Source organism: Sphaerochaeta halotolerans (assembly GCF_003429665.1).
GTDB classification, from domain to species: domain Bacteria; phylum Spirochaetota; class Spirochaetia; order Sphaerochaetales; family Sphaerochaetaceae; genus Sphaerochaeta; species Sphaerochaeta halotolerans.
This window is the reverse complement of record NZ_QUWK01000024.1, coordinates 1-15,391: the sequence shown is the minus strand read 5'-3', so window position 1 is coordinate 15,391 and position 15,391 is coordinate 1. Positions and strand designations below refer to the sequence as shown.

At 47.8% G+C, this 15,391-nt stretch carries 18 protein-coding genes and 1 pseudogene; 6 read left to right on the top strand and 13 right to left on the bottom strand.

Going from position 1 to position 15,391, the window contains the following annotated elements; translation table 11 throughout:
• From DYP60_RS13560 to DYP60_RS13545, 4 genes are all read right to left on the bottom strand, one after another.
• The coding region (locus tag DYP60_RS13560) for a helix-turn-helix domain-containing protein (protein ID WP_133299355.1) at positions 1–358 on the bottom strand (358 nt) is incomplete at its 3' end.
• A gap of 189 nt (positions 359–547) precedes the next feature.
• The gene (locus DYP60_RS13555; RefSeq protein ID WP_117331558.1) at positions 548–1,075 is read right to left on the bottom strand and encodes a Fic family protein; all 528 of its coding nucleotides are present in this window, start codon (positions 1,073–1,075) and stop codon (positions 548–550) included.
• Between the two features lie 72 nt (positions 1,076–1,147).
• On the bottom strand, positions 1,148–1,591 hold the full coding sequence (locus DYP60_RS13550; RefSeq protein ID WP_117331557.1) for a putative DNA binding domain-containing protein: 444 nt from the start codon (positions 1,589–1,591) through the stop codon (positions 1,148–1,150).
• Positions 1,592–1,931: 340 nt separating this feature from the next.
• A complete protein-coding gene (locus DYP60_RS13545) occupies positions 1,932–2,282 on the bottom strand; it encodes a hypothetical protein (protein WP_117331556.1) in 351 nt (116 codons plus the stop codon).
• Between the two features lie 261 nt (positions 2,283–2,543).
• On the opposite strand from DYP60_RS13545, the gene DYP60_RS13540 reads away from it, so the two are divergent.
• Positions 2,544–3,890: an RNA-binding domain-containing protein gene (locus DYP60_RS13540; protein WP_117331555.1), complete on the top strand. Its 1,347-nt coding sequence runs from the start codon at positions 2,544–2,546 to the stop codon at positions 3,888–3,890.
• 78 nt (positions 3,891–3,968) lie between these two features.
• Here the strand turns inward: DYP60_RS13540 and DYP60_RS14670 are convergent, their stop codons facing one another.
• From DYP60_RS14670 to DYP60_RS14660, 7 genes and pseudogenes are all read right to left on the bottom strand, one after another.
• On the bottom strand, positions 3,969–4,205 hold the full coding sequence (locus DYP60_RS14670) for a glycoside hydrolase family 30 beta sandwich domain-containing protein (protein ID WP_276308970.1): 237 nt from the start codon (positions 4,203–4,205) through the stop codon (positions 3,969–3,971).
• Positions 4,182–4,463: pseudogene (locus DYP60_RS14665) on the bottom strand (glucosylceramidase); the annotation flags it as partial. The gene DYP60_RS14670 and the pseudogene DYP60_RS14665, both read right to left, overlap by 24 nt.
• A gap of 115 nt (positions 4,464–4,578) precedes the next feature.
• Positions 4,579–5,391 carry a transposase gene (locus DYP60_RS13530; RefSeq protein WP_165849599.1) on the bottom strand — a complete coding sequence of 271 codons (813 nt, stop codon included), beginning with the start codon at positions 5,389–5,391 and terminating at the stop codon, positions 4,579–4,581.
• Positions 5,392–5,395: 4 nt separating this feature from the next.
• Positions 5,396–6,493: a DNA-processing protein DprA gene (locus tag DYP60_RS13525; RefSeq protein ID WP_165849598.1), complete on the bottom strand. Its 1,098-nt coding sequence runs from the start codon at positions 6,491–6,493 to the stop codon at positions 5,396–5,398.
• Positions 6,486–8,027, bottom strand: coding sequence for a YifB family Mg chelatase-like AAA ATPase (locus DYP60_RS13520; protein ID WP_117331551.1), 1,542 nt, complete (start codon positions 8,025–8,027; stop codon positions 6,486–6,488). Before DYP60_RS13520 ends, DYP60_RS13525 begins: the two co-directional genes overlap by 8 nt.
• 12 nt (positions 8,028–8,039) lie before the next feature.
• Complete coding sequence (locus DYP60_RS14470) at positions 8,040–8,180, bottom strand: hypothetical protein (protein ID WP_206363154.1); 141 nt, start codon at positions 8,178–8,180, stop codon at positions 8,040–8,042.
• Between the two features lie 117 nt (positions 8,181–8,297).
• Positions 8,298–8,420, bottom strand: coding sequence for a hypothetical protein (locus DYP60_RS14660; protein WP_276308969.1), 123 nt, complete (start codon positions 8,418–8,420; stop codon positions 8,298–8,300).
• Between the two features lie 166 nt (positions 8,421–8,586).
• Here DYP60_RS14660 and DYP60_RS14380 point away from each other — a divergent pair, with 166 nt between their 5' ends.
• Entirely contained in the window at positions 8,587–8,763 is a 177-nt protein-coding gene (locus DYP60_RS14380; protein WP_165849597.1) for a hypothetical protein, read from the top strand.
• An 84-nt stretch (positions 8,764–8,847) separates the two neighbouring features.
• Positions 8,848–9,015, top strand: coding sequence for a hypothetical protein (locus DYP60_RS14375; protein WP_165849596.1), 168 nt, complete (start codon positions 8,848–8,850; stop codon positions 9,013–9,015).
• Between the two features lie 87 nt (positions 9,016–9,102).
• On the opposite strand, the gene DYP60_RS13510 is transcribed toward DYP60_RS14375, so the two are convergent.
• Positions 9,103–10,611 carry a Fic family protein gene (locus DYP60_RS13510; RefSeq protein WP_117331550.1) on the bottom strand — a complete coding sequence of 503 codons (1,509 nt, stop codon included), beginning with the start codon at positions 10,609–10,611 and terminating at the stop codon, positions 9,103–9,105.
• 453 nt (positions 10,612–11,064) lie between these two features.
• Between DYP60_RS13510 and DYP60_RS13505 the strand changes: the two genes are divergently transcribed.
• From DYP60_RS13505 to DYP60_RS13495, 3 genes are all read left to right on the top strand, one after another.
• Positions 11,065–12,633 carry an IS1096 element passenger TnpR family protein gene (locus tag DYP60_RS13505; protein WP_117331549.1) on the top strand — a complete coding sequence of 523 codons (1,569 nt, stop codon included), beginning with the start codon at positions 11,065–11,067 and terminating at the stop codon, positions 12,631–12,633.
• Between the two features lie 306 nt (positions 12,634–12,939).
• Positions 12,940–13,995 (top strand): type IV toxin-antitoxin system AbiEi family antitoxin, encoded by a 1,056-nt coding sequence (locus DYP60_RS13500; RefSeq protein WP_117331548.1) that lies wholly within the window; start codon positions 12,940–12,942, stop codon positions 13,993–13,995.
• Positions 13,992–14,822: a nucleotidyl transferase AbiEii/AbiGii toxin family protein gene (locus tag DYP60_RS13495; protein WP_117331547.1), complete on the top strand. Its 831-nt coding sequence runs from the start codon at positions 13,992–13,994 to the stop codon at positions 14,820–14,822. Before DYP60_RS13500 ends, DYP60_RS13495 begins: the two co-directional genes overlap by 4 nt.
• A gap of 378 nt (positions 14,823–15,200) precedes the next feature.
• Here DYP60_RS13495 and DYP60_RS14465 read toward each other — a convergent pair.
• On the bottom strand, positions 15,201–15,391 hold a 191-nt coding region (locus tag DYP60_RS14465; protein WP_206363153.1), incomplete at its 5' end, for a hypothetical protein.

The window sequence follows — 15,391 nt, the reverse complement described above, 5'->3', positions numbered from 1 at the left end:
GGAGTTTCTTTATCTGCTTGTTTGCGCCAGCGATGGAATCAGTCTGCTCCAGTGAAAAACTGGAGAATTCGTTAGAAGGACTCTTTGGAACAGGAGCCGCAGAAGAGGTTATACCCAGGGGCTTTGCTTTCACACCATAGAGAAGATACTCCTTGGAGGTGTTGAATTTCTCTGCAATCAAATCGCAGAGAGCAGCAGATATGATTGCACCCTTCTCTACCCTGGAGAGATGCCCCTGGGATATATTCAGCGTATGGGCGAAATCTTTCTGACTGAGATCATGCGATACCCTCAATTCCTTGATCCTGATACCGACTTCTTCATAATTGGGGACTTGGGCTTTACTTGTTTCCTGCATGGACGATCCTCCTTGTAGAGAGCTTCCTGCAATCTACAAGATTATTTACGCATGCAATATATACGATGTCAAGAATATTTATTATATTCTCTAAGAATATTATTGTAATGCACCTAAGCTCTTTTTCAGCATTCTCTCGTACCAGCGTCGTTATCATTAAAGTTTGCCAACTGCACTAATCCTGTACTTTTACTTGCTGCTTGTGGGTTTTTCAGGAATAGCCATCTCTAGAGCTTTGCTTTCTAATACTGGATGTATATAGGTTTTTCGGAAGTGCTCTGCATCCCGCAGTCCTATGGCATCCTGCAAATCCCCTCGGCTCATTTCACCCGTGAGATGCTTCAATAGCTTCATGACTTCCGGGGTGGAAAATGTCACCGCAACTCCCAGCTTTGGATCTGATTTCCAAAACGGAGATGGCAATCCATTTCCGAGGCATTTCTGCACCATGAGCACACTACCACGACCAGCTTTTTCCCTAAGCCCCCGCAGATACAATACATGAGCGATATCAGGATTTCGAAGTATTGAGATTTGGCCTTTAAGCAGGCTCTGCTCGGTTGCTCCCTCTGGGAGTGCCCCCGAGTTCCATATCTCCAACCAATGAGGATGCACATGGATGCTGACACCTCCAGATGCTGCACTATAGTTGCAATGTGCCAAAGCGTTTAGCCTTTGATGAATCTGTATATACTGGAAGTATTGCGAATGATACATGAGTAGGTATCCTCGAAAATGCGGTGCAGCGGACCTTTGAAAGACTCCATGTCACTGAACTTGTCGCCAGCTTTATCTGAACTGTAGCGCATAGCTTTGATTCGAGTCTGGGGTAAAAAGAACATCACCACCGTTCGTCAATCGCCCGTACCAAGCAACCGAGAAGCCTTCCAAGACCATGGAAAGGTTTCTTTTATCCCGAAACAATACCCTACGCATATTTGCAGCTGCTGACACAGTCGATCTTACCGCTTCTACATCGATATGCTCCTCTATGTCAGCAATAGAAAAGCGGCGCTCCCAACGTTCAGGCTCAATTTGATGACGCATCACTATATCGCGGATGGTTTGGGTTTTTGCTACTTGTGTGAGTTCACCAGTACGGATGTACATGACATCTTTGAAAGCATACAGAACATCACTCCCTGCTGGAACCTCTATTGAAATTACCAGCTTCTTATCCAATTCCTCAGCTTGAACAGCAACGAAAGCCTTCGGAGAAATATGTTCAATCAAATACAGCTCAAGCTTGTTTACTGCGTCATGAGACAGCTTATAAAGAACTTGCCAGATGATCTATTTCTCAATTAAGCGAACCCTGCTCATCTATAAGTACCTTATCGAGGTATCAGGGGGCATTGAGGGATAAAGTTGCTTTGGAATCGGCGCTCAGTACCCCGTTCAAAACGTTTGAAAAGAAAGACCCGTATCCAGGAAAAAGGAGCGAAAGACATTCGCATGATGCTCTGGCTTGATCTAGAACCATCCTTTTAGCGGATAGGGGTCCACCTGTGTGATGTATTCCTTGAACTCAATGGGATCAAATTGGAGTTTACTGATGAGGGTTTGGTGTCACTCATGCCCGGTCTGCATATATTCCCTGGTTCTGTGTGTTGAAGACTATCTTGATGTAGGAGAGGGAACGGGTAAGGTTGAGCTTGGTCAAGAGCATGTCACGAATCTGGGAACTGTTCTGGTAGGTTCCCCTTCCTGCATACTTTTCAAGGACTGCATCCTTGAATCCTTGGTTGAACTCTGTGGAGTAGTAGAACCCGTTGAGTTCCCTTGCATAGTCACTGAGTTGTTCCTTGGGCCTGTTCATACCCTCTGTGTTAGCCCGGATGGTATCTTGGGAGATTCTGGTGTAGGTGTTGACCAATGCAAAGATGGTGATGATCAAAACCGGAATAACAGAAATGACCAACATCGTGAGAAAGAGACGTTTCTTTATTGGCAGTGCCTTACGGTGCTTCTTTCATCCCAATACCAGTCCTTCATCTCTTTCTCTGATACAAGAACGATTTGAACCATGAATCCTGCTTCGTTGAGTCTTGTGCAGAAATACCCTTTACCAACTATCAGAGATGTAATTTCTACGTAAGAATAAGTATCGGTTAGTATCGGATATTATCGGATATTATTTAATGTATCCGATACTATCAGATAGTATCGGATATGGGGGGACGCTATGCACTATGTATCAATCGAGTCGAAGATTCTGGAGTTCAAGGAACGACTGGATGACTATTCTCGACTGCTTGAGACAGTCACTGCTTTTGCGAACACTCAAGGTGGAACAATCATCATCGGTATTAGGGACAGCGATCGTCTGATCGTAGGCTTGGATAGAGAAGAGATTGAACGCTACAGCCAAGAAATTCCTCAGGCTATCGCAGATGCCATATCACCACAAATCGCTGTAGACCTGTATGAACAACATCTTGGAGGGAAAACCTGTGTAACTGTACGGGTCTTCCCCGGTCCACAAAAACCATATTTTATAAAGAAACTTGGACACCCTTTAGGGGTTTTCCTTCGCTCAAGAGCTCACAACAGGAGAGCAGATGCCTATGCAATCGAACAGTTCAACCGAGAGCGTAGTGGAATCCGATATGAACAACAACCCTGTCCACAGATCTCATATGAGGACCTCTCGAAAGGACTACTTGGAACCCTGTTCACCAGCTATGACCAGTCAATCCTCATCGGTGCAGGGTATGGGTCTACCGATGTCTCGGGTAGAACCATTCCAAATGTGGCGGGAACTCTGCTGTTCTACCCTGAACATCAGAGAATCATCCCAGAGTCGGGCATTGTGGTAAGTGCCTATGCAGGTACAGATAAGAAACAGCTGATGAAAAAAGAGGATTTCTCAGGGGGAATCATACCCATGCTTGAACAATCCTATACATTCATCTCAAACCTCTTGGGAACACAGTATGAGCGGGAAGGGTTGGTCAAGCAGCCAGTAAACTATGAGATACCTCTTGATGCCATCCGTGAAGCACTCGTCAATGCGGTAGCACACAGAGCCTATGACTATGAAGCTCCTACGAGAATCACGCTTTTCTCAGATAGGATTGAGTTCTTAAACCCGGGGACCTTCTATGCCCCGATCAATCCTGAGAATCTCAAGGAAGGGCTCTCCCGATACAGAAACCCTCTGATCGCTGATGCCTTGAGAAAGAAGGGGTATATGGAGAAGCAGGGAATAGGCATCAACCTTATCATATCTTCCTGTCTTGAAGATGGGTTACCGGAACCTCAATTTGTTGAATTGGAGTATCATGTCAAACTGGTCATCTTCAGGAAAACCGCAAGCAATCATACCCCCAAACCTGACCAGAACCCCAAAGACCTCACAGCTATGAGGAGTTACTTCACTGCACAAGGACTTTTTTCTTCCATGGACCTTGCCCAGTATCTTGGAAAGTCCCAAGCCATGGCAAAGAAGATACTAACAGAACTGCAAAGCAAGGGGATGGTAGAGAAGGTCGGTAGGGGACCTGCTACGAAGTACCGGTTCATCAACTAGGAAATGGATACTGTCCAGTCTGGTATGCAACTACCTCGGTGGAGGGCAAGCTCTCTATACCTCTTGGGATGATACCTGTCACCACCTGAGACTCATGATGCTCTCACTTTCTACAGAGAACGAGGTGATTTGTCCGTTTATTCTTAGGTGTATCTGCTTCTTTTCATCAGTCGGGTTATGGATAACCAGTACACAGGAATTATCTGGGTTCTTCCATGCAGTAGCTTCAAGCTCGTGAGTATAGAGGGAGTGGGCAATACGGACAGCTCCCGGGGCGATTGAACGACTAAAGTGTTTGATGTAGTAGTATGACAAGCGCTTCTGGTAGGTACCATCGGCCAAATTGCAGAGAATGGGGGAATCACAATAATTACCCACATGATTAGGACCTCCATTGGCAGCGAGGACCATATTCCAGTCGAGCCAGATATGGGCTCCATGATTGAGGTCCCCGATAATCTGATGGGCATAGTGCTTTGCATGGGCAATCTGTGCATCACTGGAGAAGGCGGAATACTCGATACACCCTTCTGAAAAGATGAGCAACAGATCAGGATACCTGGAAGCAGTTAGTGCAACCTGTTCATGGTGGTCTCCAAATAGTCAAAGAGAGATGGATGGAGAACAGGCTTTTCTATTGGTGGTTCTTGTAAAGGTATATACTGGATACCTATAGGCATCAGGTTGTTTACCTTCCTTGATTGCTGATTCTCCTCACAGTCTCATGGCTGACATGGAGGAAACTGGCGATGTCCCTGAGGGCATGGCCGTCGGTGACAGCAGAATGAACAAACAGATTCCTTATCTCCCTAGAGAGCGGGGACTTTGCTCCTGATACTATCATGACACGCAGGTTCTCAAGGTTCTTTTCTGCGAGTATCCGGTCAAGGAGACAGGAGAGGCGTTCCCTGGTCTCCTCTCTCTTATCGACGATGGTGGCAAACCCGACCTGTGGTGTCCAGTTCTCATGTTCGGTGCACTCTCTGTAGCGTTGCAATGCAAGGGATGGATCAGGGGAGAAGTAGGAGAGCAAGGTTGTCCTGGCAATGATAGAGGTATCTCCAGTGCACACCTCTGTATGACCGCTCCATCGGTATGCAGAGGGGGTGGCAGCCAAGCCGGCTTTAACGGGGTTCTGGACTATATAACGGACAATGCTGAATAGTTTATGGGTTTCCGTCACGAGATAGCTCTTGTACCGGTCTCCATAGATTGTACCGGTTCGGTTGTACCGCTGGTTGTAGTAGAGGCTGTAGTTACGATTGAGAAACCAGATAATGGAGGACAAGGGCTCACTTCCTATCTTGATGAGGAGGTGGTAGTGGTTGTCCATGAGGACAAATTGGAGGAGGAGTGCGTCATGGGTGGTCAGGGCTGTAGAGAGGAGGCTGAGAAACTCCCGTTTGTCACGGGTGTTCTCATAGATGTAGTTCTTGTTGTTGCCTCTCTGGATTACGTGATGGATGGTACCAGGTGTGTCGTTTCTCTTCCTCCTGGGCATGGGATTAGAGTCCTCCCACCAGGTGCCACCTGCCATCTGAGCGGAACACGATCTTCCCTGAGAGTTCCATGTCGGTAAGGCACTCCATGACGGAGAGGCTCAAATCAGGGACCATGTCTACAATCTCGGAGGTGGTGAGGGGGTTCTCATTCAGTACCCCGATGACGTCCTCTTCATCGGGATGGGAAGTGGGTATGCTGCTATAACAACCACCAAACTGCAGTTGGTCGTCATAGTAAGCCTTGGCTCCTTCGGTGAGCAAGAGGTTTGTTCCGGAGCTCTTTGGTTCAAGCAGGCTGTTGGGTACGGCCAGTACTCGTTTCCCCTTTTTTAGGGCACTACGGGCTGTATGCATGCTTCCGCTCCGCTTCCGGGCTTCCACCACGAGCAGGGTGTCACACCAAGTGGCAAGCACGTCGTTCCTGCCGATGAACCGAAAGGGCAAGGCTTCCTTGCCATAGGCGTAGGGGGTAATGACAGCCCCGGTATCTGCTATCTGTTCCATGAGTTCGGTATGTGATGCTGGCTGGGCTTTGTGCAGGCCACACGGTATGAATGCGTAGGTGATACCATGGTTTTCGAGTGTGGTCTGATGAGCAAGAGCATCAATGCCGAAGGAGAGTCCTGAGGCAACGGTGTTTCCTTTTTCAACCAAGGTTGCTACTGCGGCCTTGGTCACCAGGTTCCCGTAGGATGTGCTTGCGCGCGATCCGATGACACCAATGACAGGGGTTTCAGGTGGGGAAAGCCTGCCTTTGTAGTAGAGTACCAAGGGGGCTTTTGTGTCGGCTGCATAGATGGGTTGGTAGCGTTGGTGATCAGGGGAGAGGAGATGGATGGAATGTTGTTCATTGTTTGCAAGTATGGCTTCAGCATTGGCAAGGTTGCGTGAACTCCAGAGGGACCCATAGGATTCTCTCTTGCTTTCAGCAACGGAACCAGCCCTTCCCTGCTTTGTTTCCAGGATGTCGATAATGGTAGAGGGGCTTGCATGGTAGATGTTCTGGGGACTTGAGAGAGATGAAAGCAGTTTCCGTTTCTCCCTGAGGGTGATCCCCCGCATTTCGTTGAGCCAGATCCAGTAGATGGTTTGGTCATGCATGGTGGCTAATCTCCTTCTCGAGGTCACGGGAGAAGAGTGCGTGGATGAGATGGGCTCTCTCAATGGAGGCACTTCCCTGTATGTCGGCAAAGGTCCTTGCCAGCTTAATCGTCTTGTATCGGGCACGGACTGAGAGTTGGTCACGTTCATAGGTTCTCTGGAGGAGGGAGGCGCAGTCGTCGTCAAGGGTGCAGTACTTGCGAAGCTGGGAGCTGTTCATCTGTGAGTTGGTGGTAATGTGCTCCTCCCCTTTCTGGAAGCGGTATTTCTGGCGCTCACGCGCCTCCATCACTGAGTTCCTGAGGTCCTTTGAGCTGGTATTTCCTTTCATGAGATGGCCGTCCTTGAACTCCACCCTGCCGACATATTTCTGCATGTCGATGCGGTCGAGGATGGGGCCTGATATGCGTTGGCGGTAGGTTCTGATGGCATAGGGGGTGCATTCACAGCGTGATGTTCCTGCGTAGCCACAGGGACAGGGGTTCATAGCTGCTACGAGCATGAAGTCGGAGGGGTAGCGGTTTGTCTGGTTGACCCGGCTTATGGTGACGCGTTTGTCCTCAAGGGGAAGGCGGAGGGATTCAAGAGTTTTCCGTCCAAATTCGGGTAGTTCGTCGAGAAAGAGGATCCCACGGTGTGCAAGGGTTACCTCCCCGGGTTTTGCCTGGGGTCCTCCGCCAATGAGTGCATGAGAGGACATGTTGTAGTGGGGGCATCTGAAGGGTCGATTCGTCTTGAGCTCATGGCCGTCAAGCTCCCCTGCTATGCTGTAGATGGAGGAGACTTCCAGGATTTCCTGCTCATTCATTGGGGGGAGGATGGTGGGGAGCAGTCTTGCCATGAGGGTTTTACCGGCACCCGGGATTCCAACTAGGAGAAGGTTGTGGTTTCCTGCAACGGCGGCTGCTAGGTAAGGCATGATGTCGTCATGTCCGACGACGTCCAGGAAATCACCTTCCTTGCTGGTTCTTTCCCGGAGTATTGGGTCCTGGTCTGTTTTATGAGGAGAGAGATGCAACCGCCCTTCAAGAAACTGTATCACCTGGGTGATGGTTTCACAGGCGATGATGTCCAGTCCCTTGACCAGGGATGCCTCATTGGCACAGTCCAGCGGTACAATGAGTTTCTTCCACCCCATTCGGTGGGCCTGGATTGCCATGGGCAGTACTCCATTGAACCCGACAAGAGCACCGGTGGTGCTGATGCCACCTACACAGGCTATTTCCTGCCAGTCCTCGATTCTGGGCCTCACCTGCTTCGATTCCACCAAGAGACCAATGAGCATGGGGAGGTCGAGATAGGCTCCCCGCTTGGGGATGTCACTGGGACTGAGGTTTACCACGACCTTCTTTGATGGATAGGCAAAGGAGAGTTCTTCCGTGCATGCTTCCATGCGGTCCTTTGCTTCCTTTACTGCAGCATCGCCAAGGCCCACGATGGTGGTTGCCTGCAGGCCTGCTATGATTGCTACCTCCACTGCAAGTGGATATCCTTCTATACCGTTTATTCCAAGACTTCTAATGACAGTTGCCATTGTTGCTGCTCCTTATGTATGGGAAAGAGCAGGACATTGGTCTTTTGCTTCAGCGAGAAGAGAAGGTCTAGAGAAATTGAGTTTCCAAAGAAACAACGGGAATCGTGGTATATAGCCTGGGCCAAGGGTTAGCAAGGCAAGCAATGTATTCATATTAATATTATTAATATTGTTATTTAGTAAGTTAAGAAAAACATCTCCCGAGGGATAGTAATCACGGAGTACATTCCAACTCAGCTCATGAGTGTTCTCAAAGGAGTGGACCATTCCTTATTGTTCCAATGCACTGAGGGGTCTCTGTTTTGCCAATGCCACAGCCGCCTCCAATTGGGAAAGAGATCGACAGTAGTTTGAGAGGCGCTGGATCCAACGAATGTCTTTATTCCTTTCCATGCTTCTTGATACTCCTGCATGCAAGTATGGCATGAAAATGGGTTTCTCTCTATTCCTATGCTTTTTAGCTGCATGGGGGTTTTGTGGAAGTTCTTCCTGTGAACCGGTACCGGTTCGTTTCTCATCTTGCTTTCAGCGGCCTAGAAAGCTGATATTTGTGGAACCTATGGCAACAATTCTTCTTGATACCGATAATTCGGGCAAGGCAAAGATCATCACTCCCTTTGTGGGTCAGCAGCTGAAGATCTGCAAGTATTACGGCCTTGAGATCCCTGAGGGGTGCACCCCGAAAGTAATAAAGGTCAGTTCCAAGACCGGTCGGAAGAACAAGAATGCCGCTTAGGATTGAGCTTTGGAATTACTCACACAAATCTCTGGGAAACTCAGGTATATGTCAGTACATATTCCATGCCATTGAACTAGGTGAATGAAAGGTATCAATACCCCAGGGCAAGCCTTGGACTCAGGAGGAGTTGCCTCCTTTTCCGCCCCAAGGGGCGGGGTATCTCACCTTGCTTTCCCGGCACTCGCTCCAGAGAGGAACCATCATGCTGATTCCTTTCCTCTCGCTCCGTTGGGGAATGAAACAAATTGATTGATCCAAGTCCTTCTTTCCGACAATTTTGAATCGATGGGCACGTCATCTTCCCAACACTGTCGAATTTCCCGTTGTTCCTAACACCTATGCCAGCGTATAGCTATCTTTTACTGCCTGTTCCATCTTTGTAAGCTCTTCATCGCTCAAGAAGTCAAAATGTGCAGATCTCTTCCTTGCAGAAAGGTTGCCGTTGCTCTGCAAACACAACCGGATGAACAGATTGACCAGACGGTCGGGCATGTCAATGATATCCTGAATCGCCTTTTTGGCGGTGTCATAGTTGGCCAAAAAACTGAGCTCTTGTACAAGCTCTTCTTCAATCGTTTTGAGTATAAACTCGGACAAGGCTTCTGCCTGGGCTGTCATGTCCATATAGGAGTACCAGCATGCACTCTCATTCTCTACAGTCATTTTTCCCATCTCATCCAGTCGATAGTCGATGACTTGAAGCAGGGGTCGGGAAAAAGCTTCCAGCGATCGGTCATAATCTTCTGGATTTTTCAGCATGACGGCTGAAATGGGAAACATGATTCCGCGTGGCACCATATTCTGCAGCGAAAGGATGTTATGTATCAGAAACCGATGTATTCGTCCGTTACCATCCTCAAACGGGTGCAGAAACACAAACCCATAGGCTATCACCGCGGCGTGAATAACAGGCGAGATTCCACCTGTTTTCATCCTGTTATGGGAAGCAAGCAACCCTGTCATCAGACTTGGCAGATCTTCAGGTTTTGGGCAGATATACTGGATGAGCTCTTTCTGATACGCAACCGTCTGACCAACATAGTTTTGACTCACCCGATAGTCGCTATCGGCAAATCGCGGGTCAACAATACGGTTCTGAAGTTCGATCAGCTTTCCCTTTTCACAAAAGTCTTCTTGTTCGGCAAGTTCCAGGGATGCAATGAATTTTTCTGTACGGGAAGCATTGCTTTTAATATGTTCAATTTCAAAGGAAGATTTTGTCTCTTTGTTGTAGAGGTAGCTTAGTGCCCGGCGAAGTAGCTGTGGAGGATAGGCCGTGACAATTTCCTCACACCTCTTTCGTAGGGCTGTAGAATTCAGTTTTGAAAGCTTCTCGGTTTTCCTGACGATGGGACAAAAGGCTCGGGGACCAAGAAGATTGTTCACAATGCGGTGGCGTGAAGACCTTTCTCCTTTCTGAACGGTATAATAATCTTTGGCTTCCAAGGCATCGACATAGTTGCCGGTGGTCATGTCGTTGATTGGCAGTTGATCTTCGGTCAGGAACTCATAGAAAAACCAAATCCTTCGAGCATACTTCCCAGTTGGCTTGGATTTGATGTACTCGACGAGTACTTCAGGAGATACCTTTTCGAAGATTTTTGACAGCAATGCAAGATTCACTCCATCATATTTCAGCGCAAACTCAAGGTGGTCTCCAACCGTTTCTCCGGGCCAATACTGGTTCCTGAAAACTTCCTCGACAAAACCGTCCTGTATCTTTGAAAAGTGTGTTCCTGTAGTGGAAACCATCGATCGGTGCCAGTTGGGTATGCCTACGATCGCGAGTTTTTCAAGAAGATATGCGTACCCCGCCGGTCGATGATCAGAAACGTGTATTCCCATGGCCATACCTCAAAAAAGTAGTATCATAGTGCAAATATAATTATTATTCAGTCCTATGTCAACAAATAGTATTACCATTCAACATATTCTTGCAAATATAGTTATTATAGCAAGCAGGGCGATTATACAGTGCAGGTTGTCTGCAAAAATACGTACATTCCTGTCAATACGATTATATAGCAGCATGGGAGTTCAAAAAGCAGTATACACGCTCTCCTCATTGAGTAATCTTGCATGGTTCTTCACGAGTACTATACTGCTCTCATTCCATGCCATCGAGCCAACCGATGATGGATGATGATGGACAGTAATAGGTATATGTGTGTGTACGAATGCTTGTGTTACTTCCGTCCAATTGTACCATATATCGGTATTATTGAAACGATATTGTTTTTATTGACACGACATTATAGCCATGGTATATTGCAGATATAGAAAAAGGAGAGGTAGAAAATGACAAAGAGTGTAGAAGTTCCCAAGACAGAGACGATTGAGAAGGTAGTGAGTGTATACAAGAAGACAGAATCCATCAATGAAACTGCCAGACAGACCGAGATTTCAACCACGAAGGTAAGGAAAATCCTCATCACCGAAGGATTGTGGTCAAGTGCGCGGTCACAGCAGATTCGTGAACTGGCGGATCAAGGAAAGTCCTCACCTGATATTGCTGAAATCCTTGATATCAGCGTAGCGATGGTTCAGAACTATTTGCCTTACGAGAAGGGACTGTATGATGAGCCAGAGAAAACAGACACGGCAATTCGGAGCGGGAAGTATCGTGAACGAAACCGTGCGTATGCAGAGAAACGTCGACCCCTCGAACAACAGATTGTTGATGGCGTGACTGCGGTGCAGGCAACCACAACACATAGTGAGAAGAAGACTCCTTTTGCAATGCAGCTTCATCTGGAACTTCGTGACAGCCAACTTGATTCCATGCCTGCCGATGAAGCAAAAATCCTTGCTAAATATGGAGCCGTTGCAAAGTCAATATCCAGGGACGTCATCGTTCCATCTTCCCTGGCCTTGCATCAGCTACATTACCTGATCAACATGACCTTTGGCTGGACGAACAGCCATTTGCACGATTTCCAGTTGCCGATGTCATTGTTCCAAACATTGACCGAAGGAAAGTTGTTGGAAATTGCACCAGTGTTCGGGTATTACCTCCAGTTTCCGAGCAGCACCTTCAACGACGCATTCTGGGATGACGACTACGATGGAACCAAGAGCCCCAGGACATGGATGCGTTCAAAGTATCTCAAGCAGTACAAATATGAGGGGTATAGCGAGTATTGGATAGAGAACCAAGCTGAGATTCAGTATTTGGCAAATCATCTGCCCATACTGGATGTACATCCCTTCCATTTGGAAAAGGACGTGAAGCCCAGGAAGGTCAGGTTCGAGGATGCAACGTTGCAGGACCTTTTGGATGCGGTCATCTTCGATGAAGGGATGCCTGATACCCTAAAGGAAAGCCTCAGGCTTTGCGATATTCTTTCACTGAATCCCGAAGACATCGATTCGGCAAAGGCTGCTGCCTTGGCAACCGACAACAGTTCTGTTCCATTGTACAAGCACTATCGCGATATCGTCGTTTCAGAAGCAAAACAGAAGGATGGACCTCGTAATTCGGCTGCCTATTCTCATGCTTTCAAGCAAATTGAGAGTCTTCAGAAGGAGACTGAACCGAATGAGATCATGCCGATTACTGCAGAAATTCTGTATAGCTACGACTATGGTGATGGTTGGGAGGTAGATATCTCGTTGGTTCGGGAGTTCGGAAGGAATAGTCAGATGGTAGACGATGAGATTGCTGCCAAGGTCATTGCCGATCGCAAACCGATTTGCATAGCAAAGGACGGTCTGAATGTGCTTGACGACTGTGGGAATGTTCCTGGATATATCGATATACTCCGTACCATCCATGAAGGAGACAAAGACGAAGCAAGAGAAATGAGAGAATGGGCACGAAGTCAGGGTTGGACGGGCAGAGATATGAGTCCGAGGCATATGATTTAGGAATTGCCATGTCAATCCAGGCATGAATTAAGTAATCCATCCTTCATCACAGGGGCAGAGATCCTTCTTGATGCAGAGCGACAGAGGTGTCACTTGGTCTAGAAAGAACCTGATTTTTGGAGGTGTGGATTTTCTTCCTGTGAACCGGTACCCGTACCGGTTCTTTTCTCATCACGCTTTCAATGACCTAAAGCCGATAATTGTGAAAAAATGTGACAATTCTTCCTGGTATCCTCACGTATTGTTGCAATTTTCAGTTTCACTATATATACTGGTTTCACCACCGTGGTGAAAGGAGGCTTTTTAATGAAAGTTGCTTCCACAGTTTATGTGAAGGAGTATGAACAGCTCAGAACCAGCCTGGCAAAAATTCCTGTGATTGACCGATGCGACCATCTACGTGACAAGAAAAAGGGATTCCTCGCACATCTTGTCTTCAAGGATGCAACGAAGATAACCCTTGATGTGACCGTCCTGAGTAGGGCATTTCCCTCCATTATCACTGAGGTCGTCACAGGACAGGAAATTGAAGATTTCAACCTTGAAAACAGGTATTCTGTGATCATGGCTCCCTACATATCCGGAGAGTCGGCCAAGCAATGTGAGCGACTCGGCATCGGGTACCTGGACATGTCGGGAAACTGCAGGTTGTTGGTCCGCGCCCTCTATGTGAACGACCAAGGACACCCGAACAAGTTTGCCAAGAAACGTACGGCTAAAACCATATTCGATCCTTCCTCGAAAGTATCGTCGCTGATCCTTAGGGAAATCATGCGTGATGTAGCCTATCAGTGGAAGCTGAGCCTTCTTGCAGATAAACTGCAATGCAGCATCGGACAGGTCTCCAAGGTGAAGGACTATCTCTCTGAACAACTCTGGGCACGGATGTCCCCGGATGGATTGCAGGTCCTAAAGCCGCAAGCGATCATGCACGCTTGGAGTGAGGCATATGAGCAGAAATCGGCATCGTTCGAGGTACTGGATTGTCATACTCTTCTGCCGATTCCGGAATTTGAAGCTATGGTTCGCCAGATCAAAGTCGATTCGGGAATTGACTGCCATCTCACCGGTTTCGCAGGTGGTGTGAGGTACGCGCCTGTGGTTCGGTACAACAAGGTGCACCTGCTGGTACGGGAAAGGGAACTCAATGCATTTTTGGATGCCGCTGCATGCAAGCAGGTCGCCTCTGGTGCGAACGTACAGATTCATGTGCTTCCCAGCGATGAGATGCTTCATGATGCAAGGAATATCAAGGACCAGCAAATTGCCTCTCCTGTGCAAGTGTATTTGGATTGCATGCGGTTGAAAGGTCGTGGAGAGGAGATGGCCGAAGCCATTCTCAAGAAGGAGATAGAGAAATGATCAATGATGGGAATCTGCGTAGCAGCATCGATTATTCCGAAGGTCAGAGGGATGCCGCCCACAGGGTTTTGGTCGAGTTGTGCTCACTGTTTACTCAATACCAGGATGACATCCGCATCATCGGTGGATGGGTCCCCGAATTGTTGTTCCCTGACCAGGGGCATGTGGGGAGTGTCGATGTCGATATGCTGATAAACCACTTGACACTGGAGGATGAAGGCTACCAGACCATGGCGAGGATCCTGTTGAAAAACGGATACAAGCAACATCCTGAAAAATACTTCTCTTTTATCAAAGAGGTGGTGGTAAACGGTGTACCATTTGATGTCGATGTGGATATCCTTGCCGGCATGTATGGCGGGACAAGAAGGGGGAAACACAGCCAACATATCCAGGGTCTGAAGGCCATGAAGGCAACCGGTGGGGATTTTGCATTCAAGTTTGAACCACGCCAAGTCAAATTGGAAGCACCACGACCTGATGGAGCAATCGATATGGCACGGGTGAACGTTGTCGCTCTCGTCCCGTATTTTGTAATGAAAACCGCCGCAATGGGGAGAGGCAAGGCAAAGGATGCCTACGATATCTATTTCTTGATCAAGCATTATCCAGGCGGTGCCAAGCAGCTGGCGCTTGAATTCTTCGGATCGTCCGAAACACCTATTGTTCGTGAGATGAGAGAAAAATTGTCGGAAAAATTCGCCTCGGTTGATCATGCAGGTCCGGTTGATGTTGCGAACTTCATGGATTTGTCGGATGAACAGGAAATCGAGATGATCCACCGGGACGCCTTTGAACAAGTCCAGGCATTGCTGTCGTCAATCTGACTTCCTCACCACATGCCCATGGAGCTGCTCATGAATTAGACACCTGCCGATACTTCATCAACACATCGATGCCATCCGGCTTGACGACAACCCTTTTAACCGCGTCTACAAGGGCTTCGGAATCGAATTATTCAACCGAGTTACATGGCAATCCGAGAGTCTCCGATATGGTATTCAGGAGCTGTTCGCCCCTGGTCGAACGGTTGGTGCAGGTGCGTTGTTTCTTATCCCTGTGATCTGGATACTATTTGTTAGACACTTTCTGAGTGGGTTCAGCAAGATCCTGATTTCTGCCGATGTGGATTTTCTTCCTGTGAACCGGTACGGGTACCGGTTCTTTTCTCATCTCGTGATCTGAGTACAATCCTGTAGACCTTTTTAATCGACAATCTTGAAAGAGCCTAATTCCCGCAGATATGGATTTTGTGACAATTCTTCCTGGTATCGATAATAGGACCCCTTCAAAAAAAAAGACCCACCGAAGTACGCATGTGCATATGGTTCCCAAAAACGGTCAGTGATGCGCTGAAAAACGGCCACTGAGCGGAGCAAACACGGCCAGCTGAAAA

What these genes read in the sequence shown, in the direction of transcription:
- DYP60_RS13555 (WP_117331558.1), bottom strand. Translation starts at nt 1,075, where the DNA reads ATGTATCATTCGCAATACTTCCAGTATATACAGATTCATCAAAGGCTA.
- DYP60_RS13545 (WP_117331556.1), bottom strand. Translation starts at nt 2,282, where the DNA reads ATGTTGGTCATTTCTGTTATTCCGGTTTTGATCATCACCATCTTTGCA.
- DYP60_RS13540 (WP_117331555.1), top strand. Translation starts at nt 2,544, where the DNA reads ATGCACTATGTATCAATCGAGTCGAAGATTCTGGAGTTCAAGGAACGA.
- DYP60_RS13530 (WP_165849599.1), bottom strand. Translation starts at nt 5,391, where the DNA reads ATGCCCAGGAGGAAGAGAAACGACACACCTGGTACCATCCATCACGTA.
- DYP60_RS13525 (WP_165849598.1), bottom strand. Translation starts at nt 6,493, where the DNA reads ATGCATGACCAAACCATCTACTGGATCTGGCTCAACGAAATGCGGGGG.
- DYP60_RS13520 (WP_117331551.1), bottom strand. Translation starts at nt 8,027, where the DNA reads ATGGCAACTGTCATTAGAAGTCTTGGAATAAACGGTATAGAAGGATAT.
- DYP60_RS14470 (WP_206363154.1), bottom strand. Translation starts at nt 8,180, where the DNA reads ATGAATACATTGCTTGCCTTGCTAACCCTTGGCCCAGGCTATATACCA.
- DYP60_RS14660 (WP_276308969.1), bottom strand. Translation starts at nt 8,420, where the DNA reads ATGGAAAGGAATAAAGACATTCGTTGGATCCAGCGCCTCTCAAACTAC.
- DYP60_RS14380 (WP_165849597.1), top strand. Translation starts at nt 8,587, where the DNA reads ATGGCAACAATTCTTCTTGATACCGATAATTCGGGCAAGGCAAAGATC.
- DYP60_RS14375 (WP_165849596.1), top strand. Translation starts at nt 8,848, where the DNA reads ATGAAAGGTATCAATACCCCAGGGCAAGCCTTGGACTCAGGAGGAGTT.
- DYP60_RS13510 (WP_117331550.1), bottom strand. Translation starts at nt 10,611, where the DNA reads ATGGGAATACACGTTTCTGATCATCGACCGGCGGGGTACGCATATCTT.
- DYP60_RS13505 (WP_117331549.1), top strand. Translation starts at nt 11,065, where the DNA reads ATGACAAAGAGTGTAGAAGTTCCCAAGACAGAGACGATTGAGAAGGTA.
- DYP60_RS13500 (WP_117331548.1), top strand. Translation starts at nt 12,940, where the DNA reads ATGAAAGTTGCTTCCACAGTTTATGTGAAGGAGTATGAACAGCTCAGA.
- DYP60_RS13495 (WP_117331547.1), top strand. Translation starts at nt 13,992, where the DNA reads ATGATCAATGATGGGAATCTGCGTAGCAGCATCGATTATTCCGAAGGT.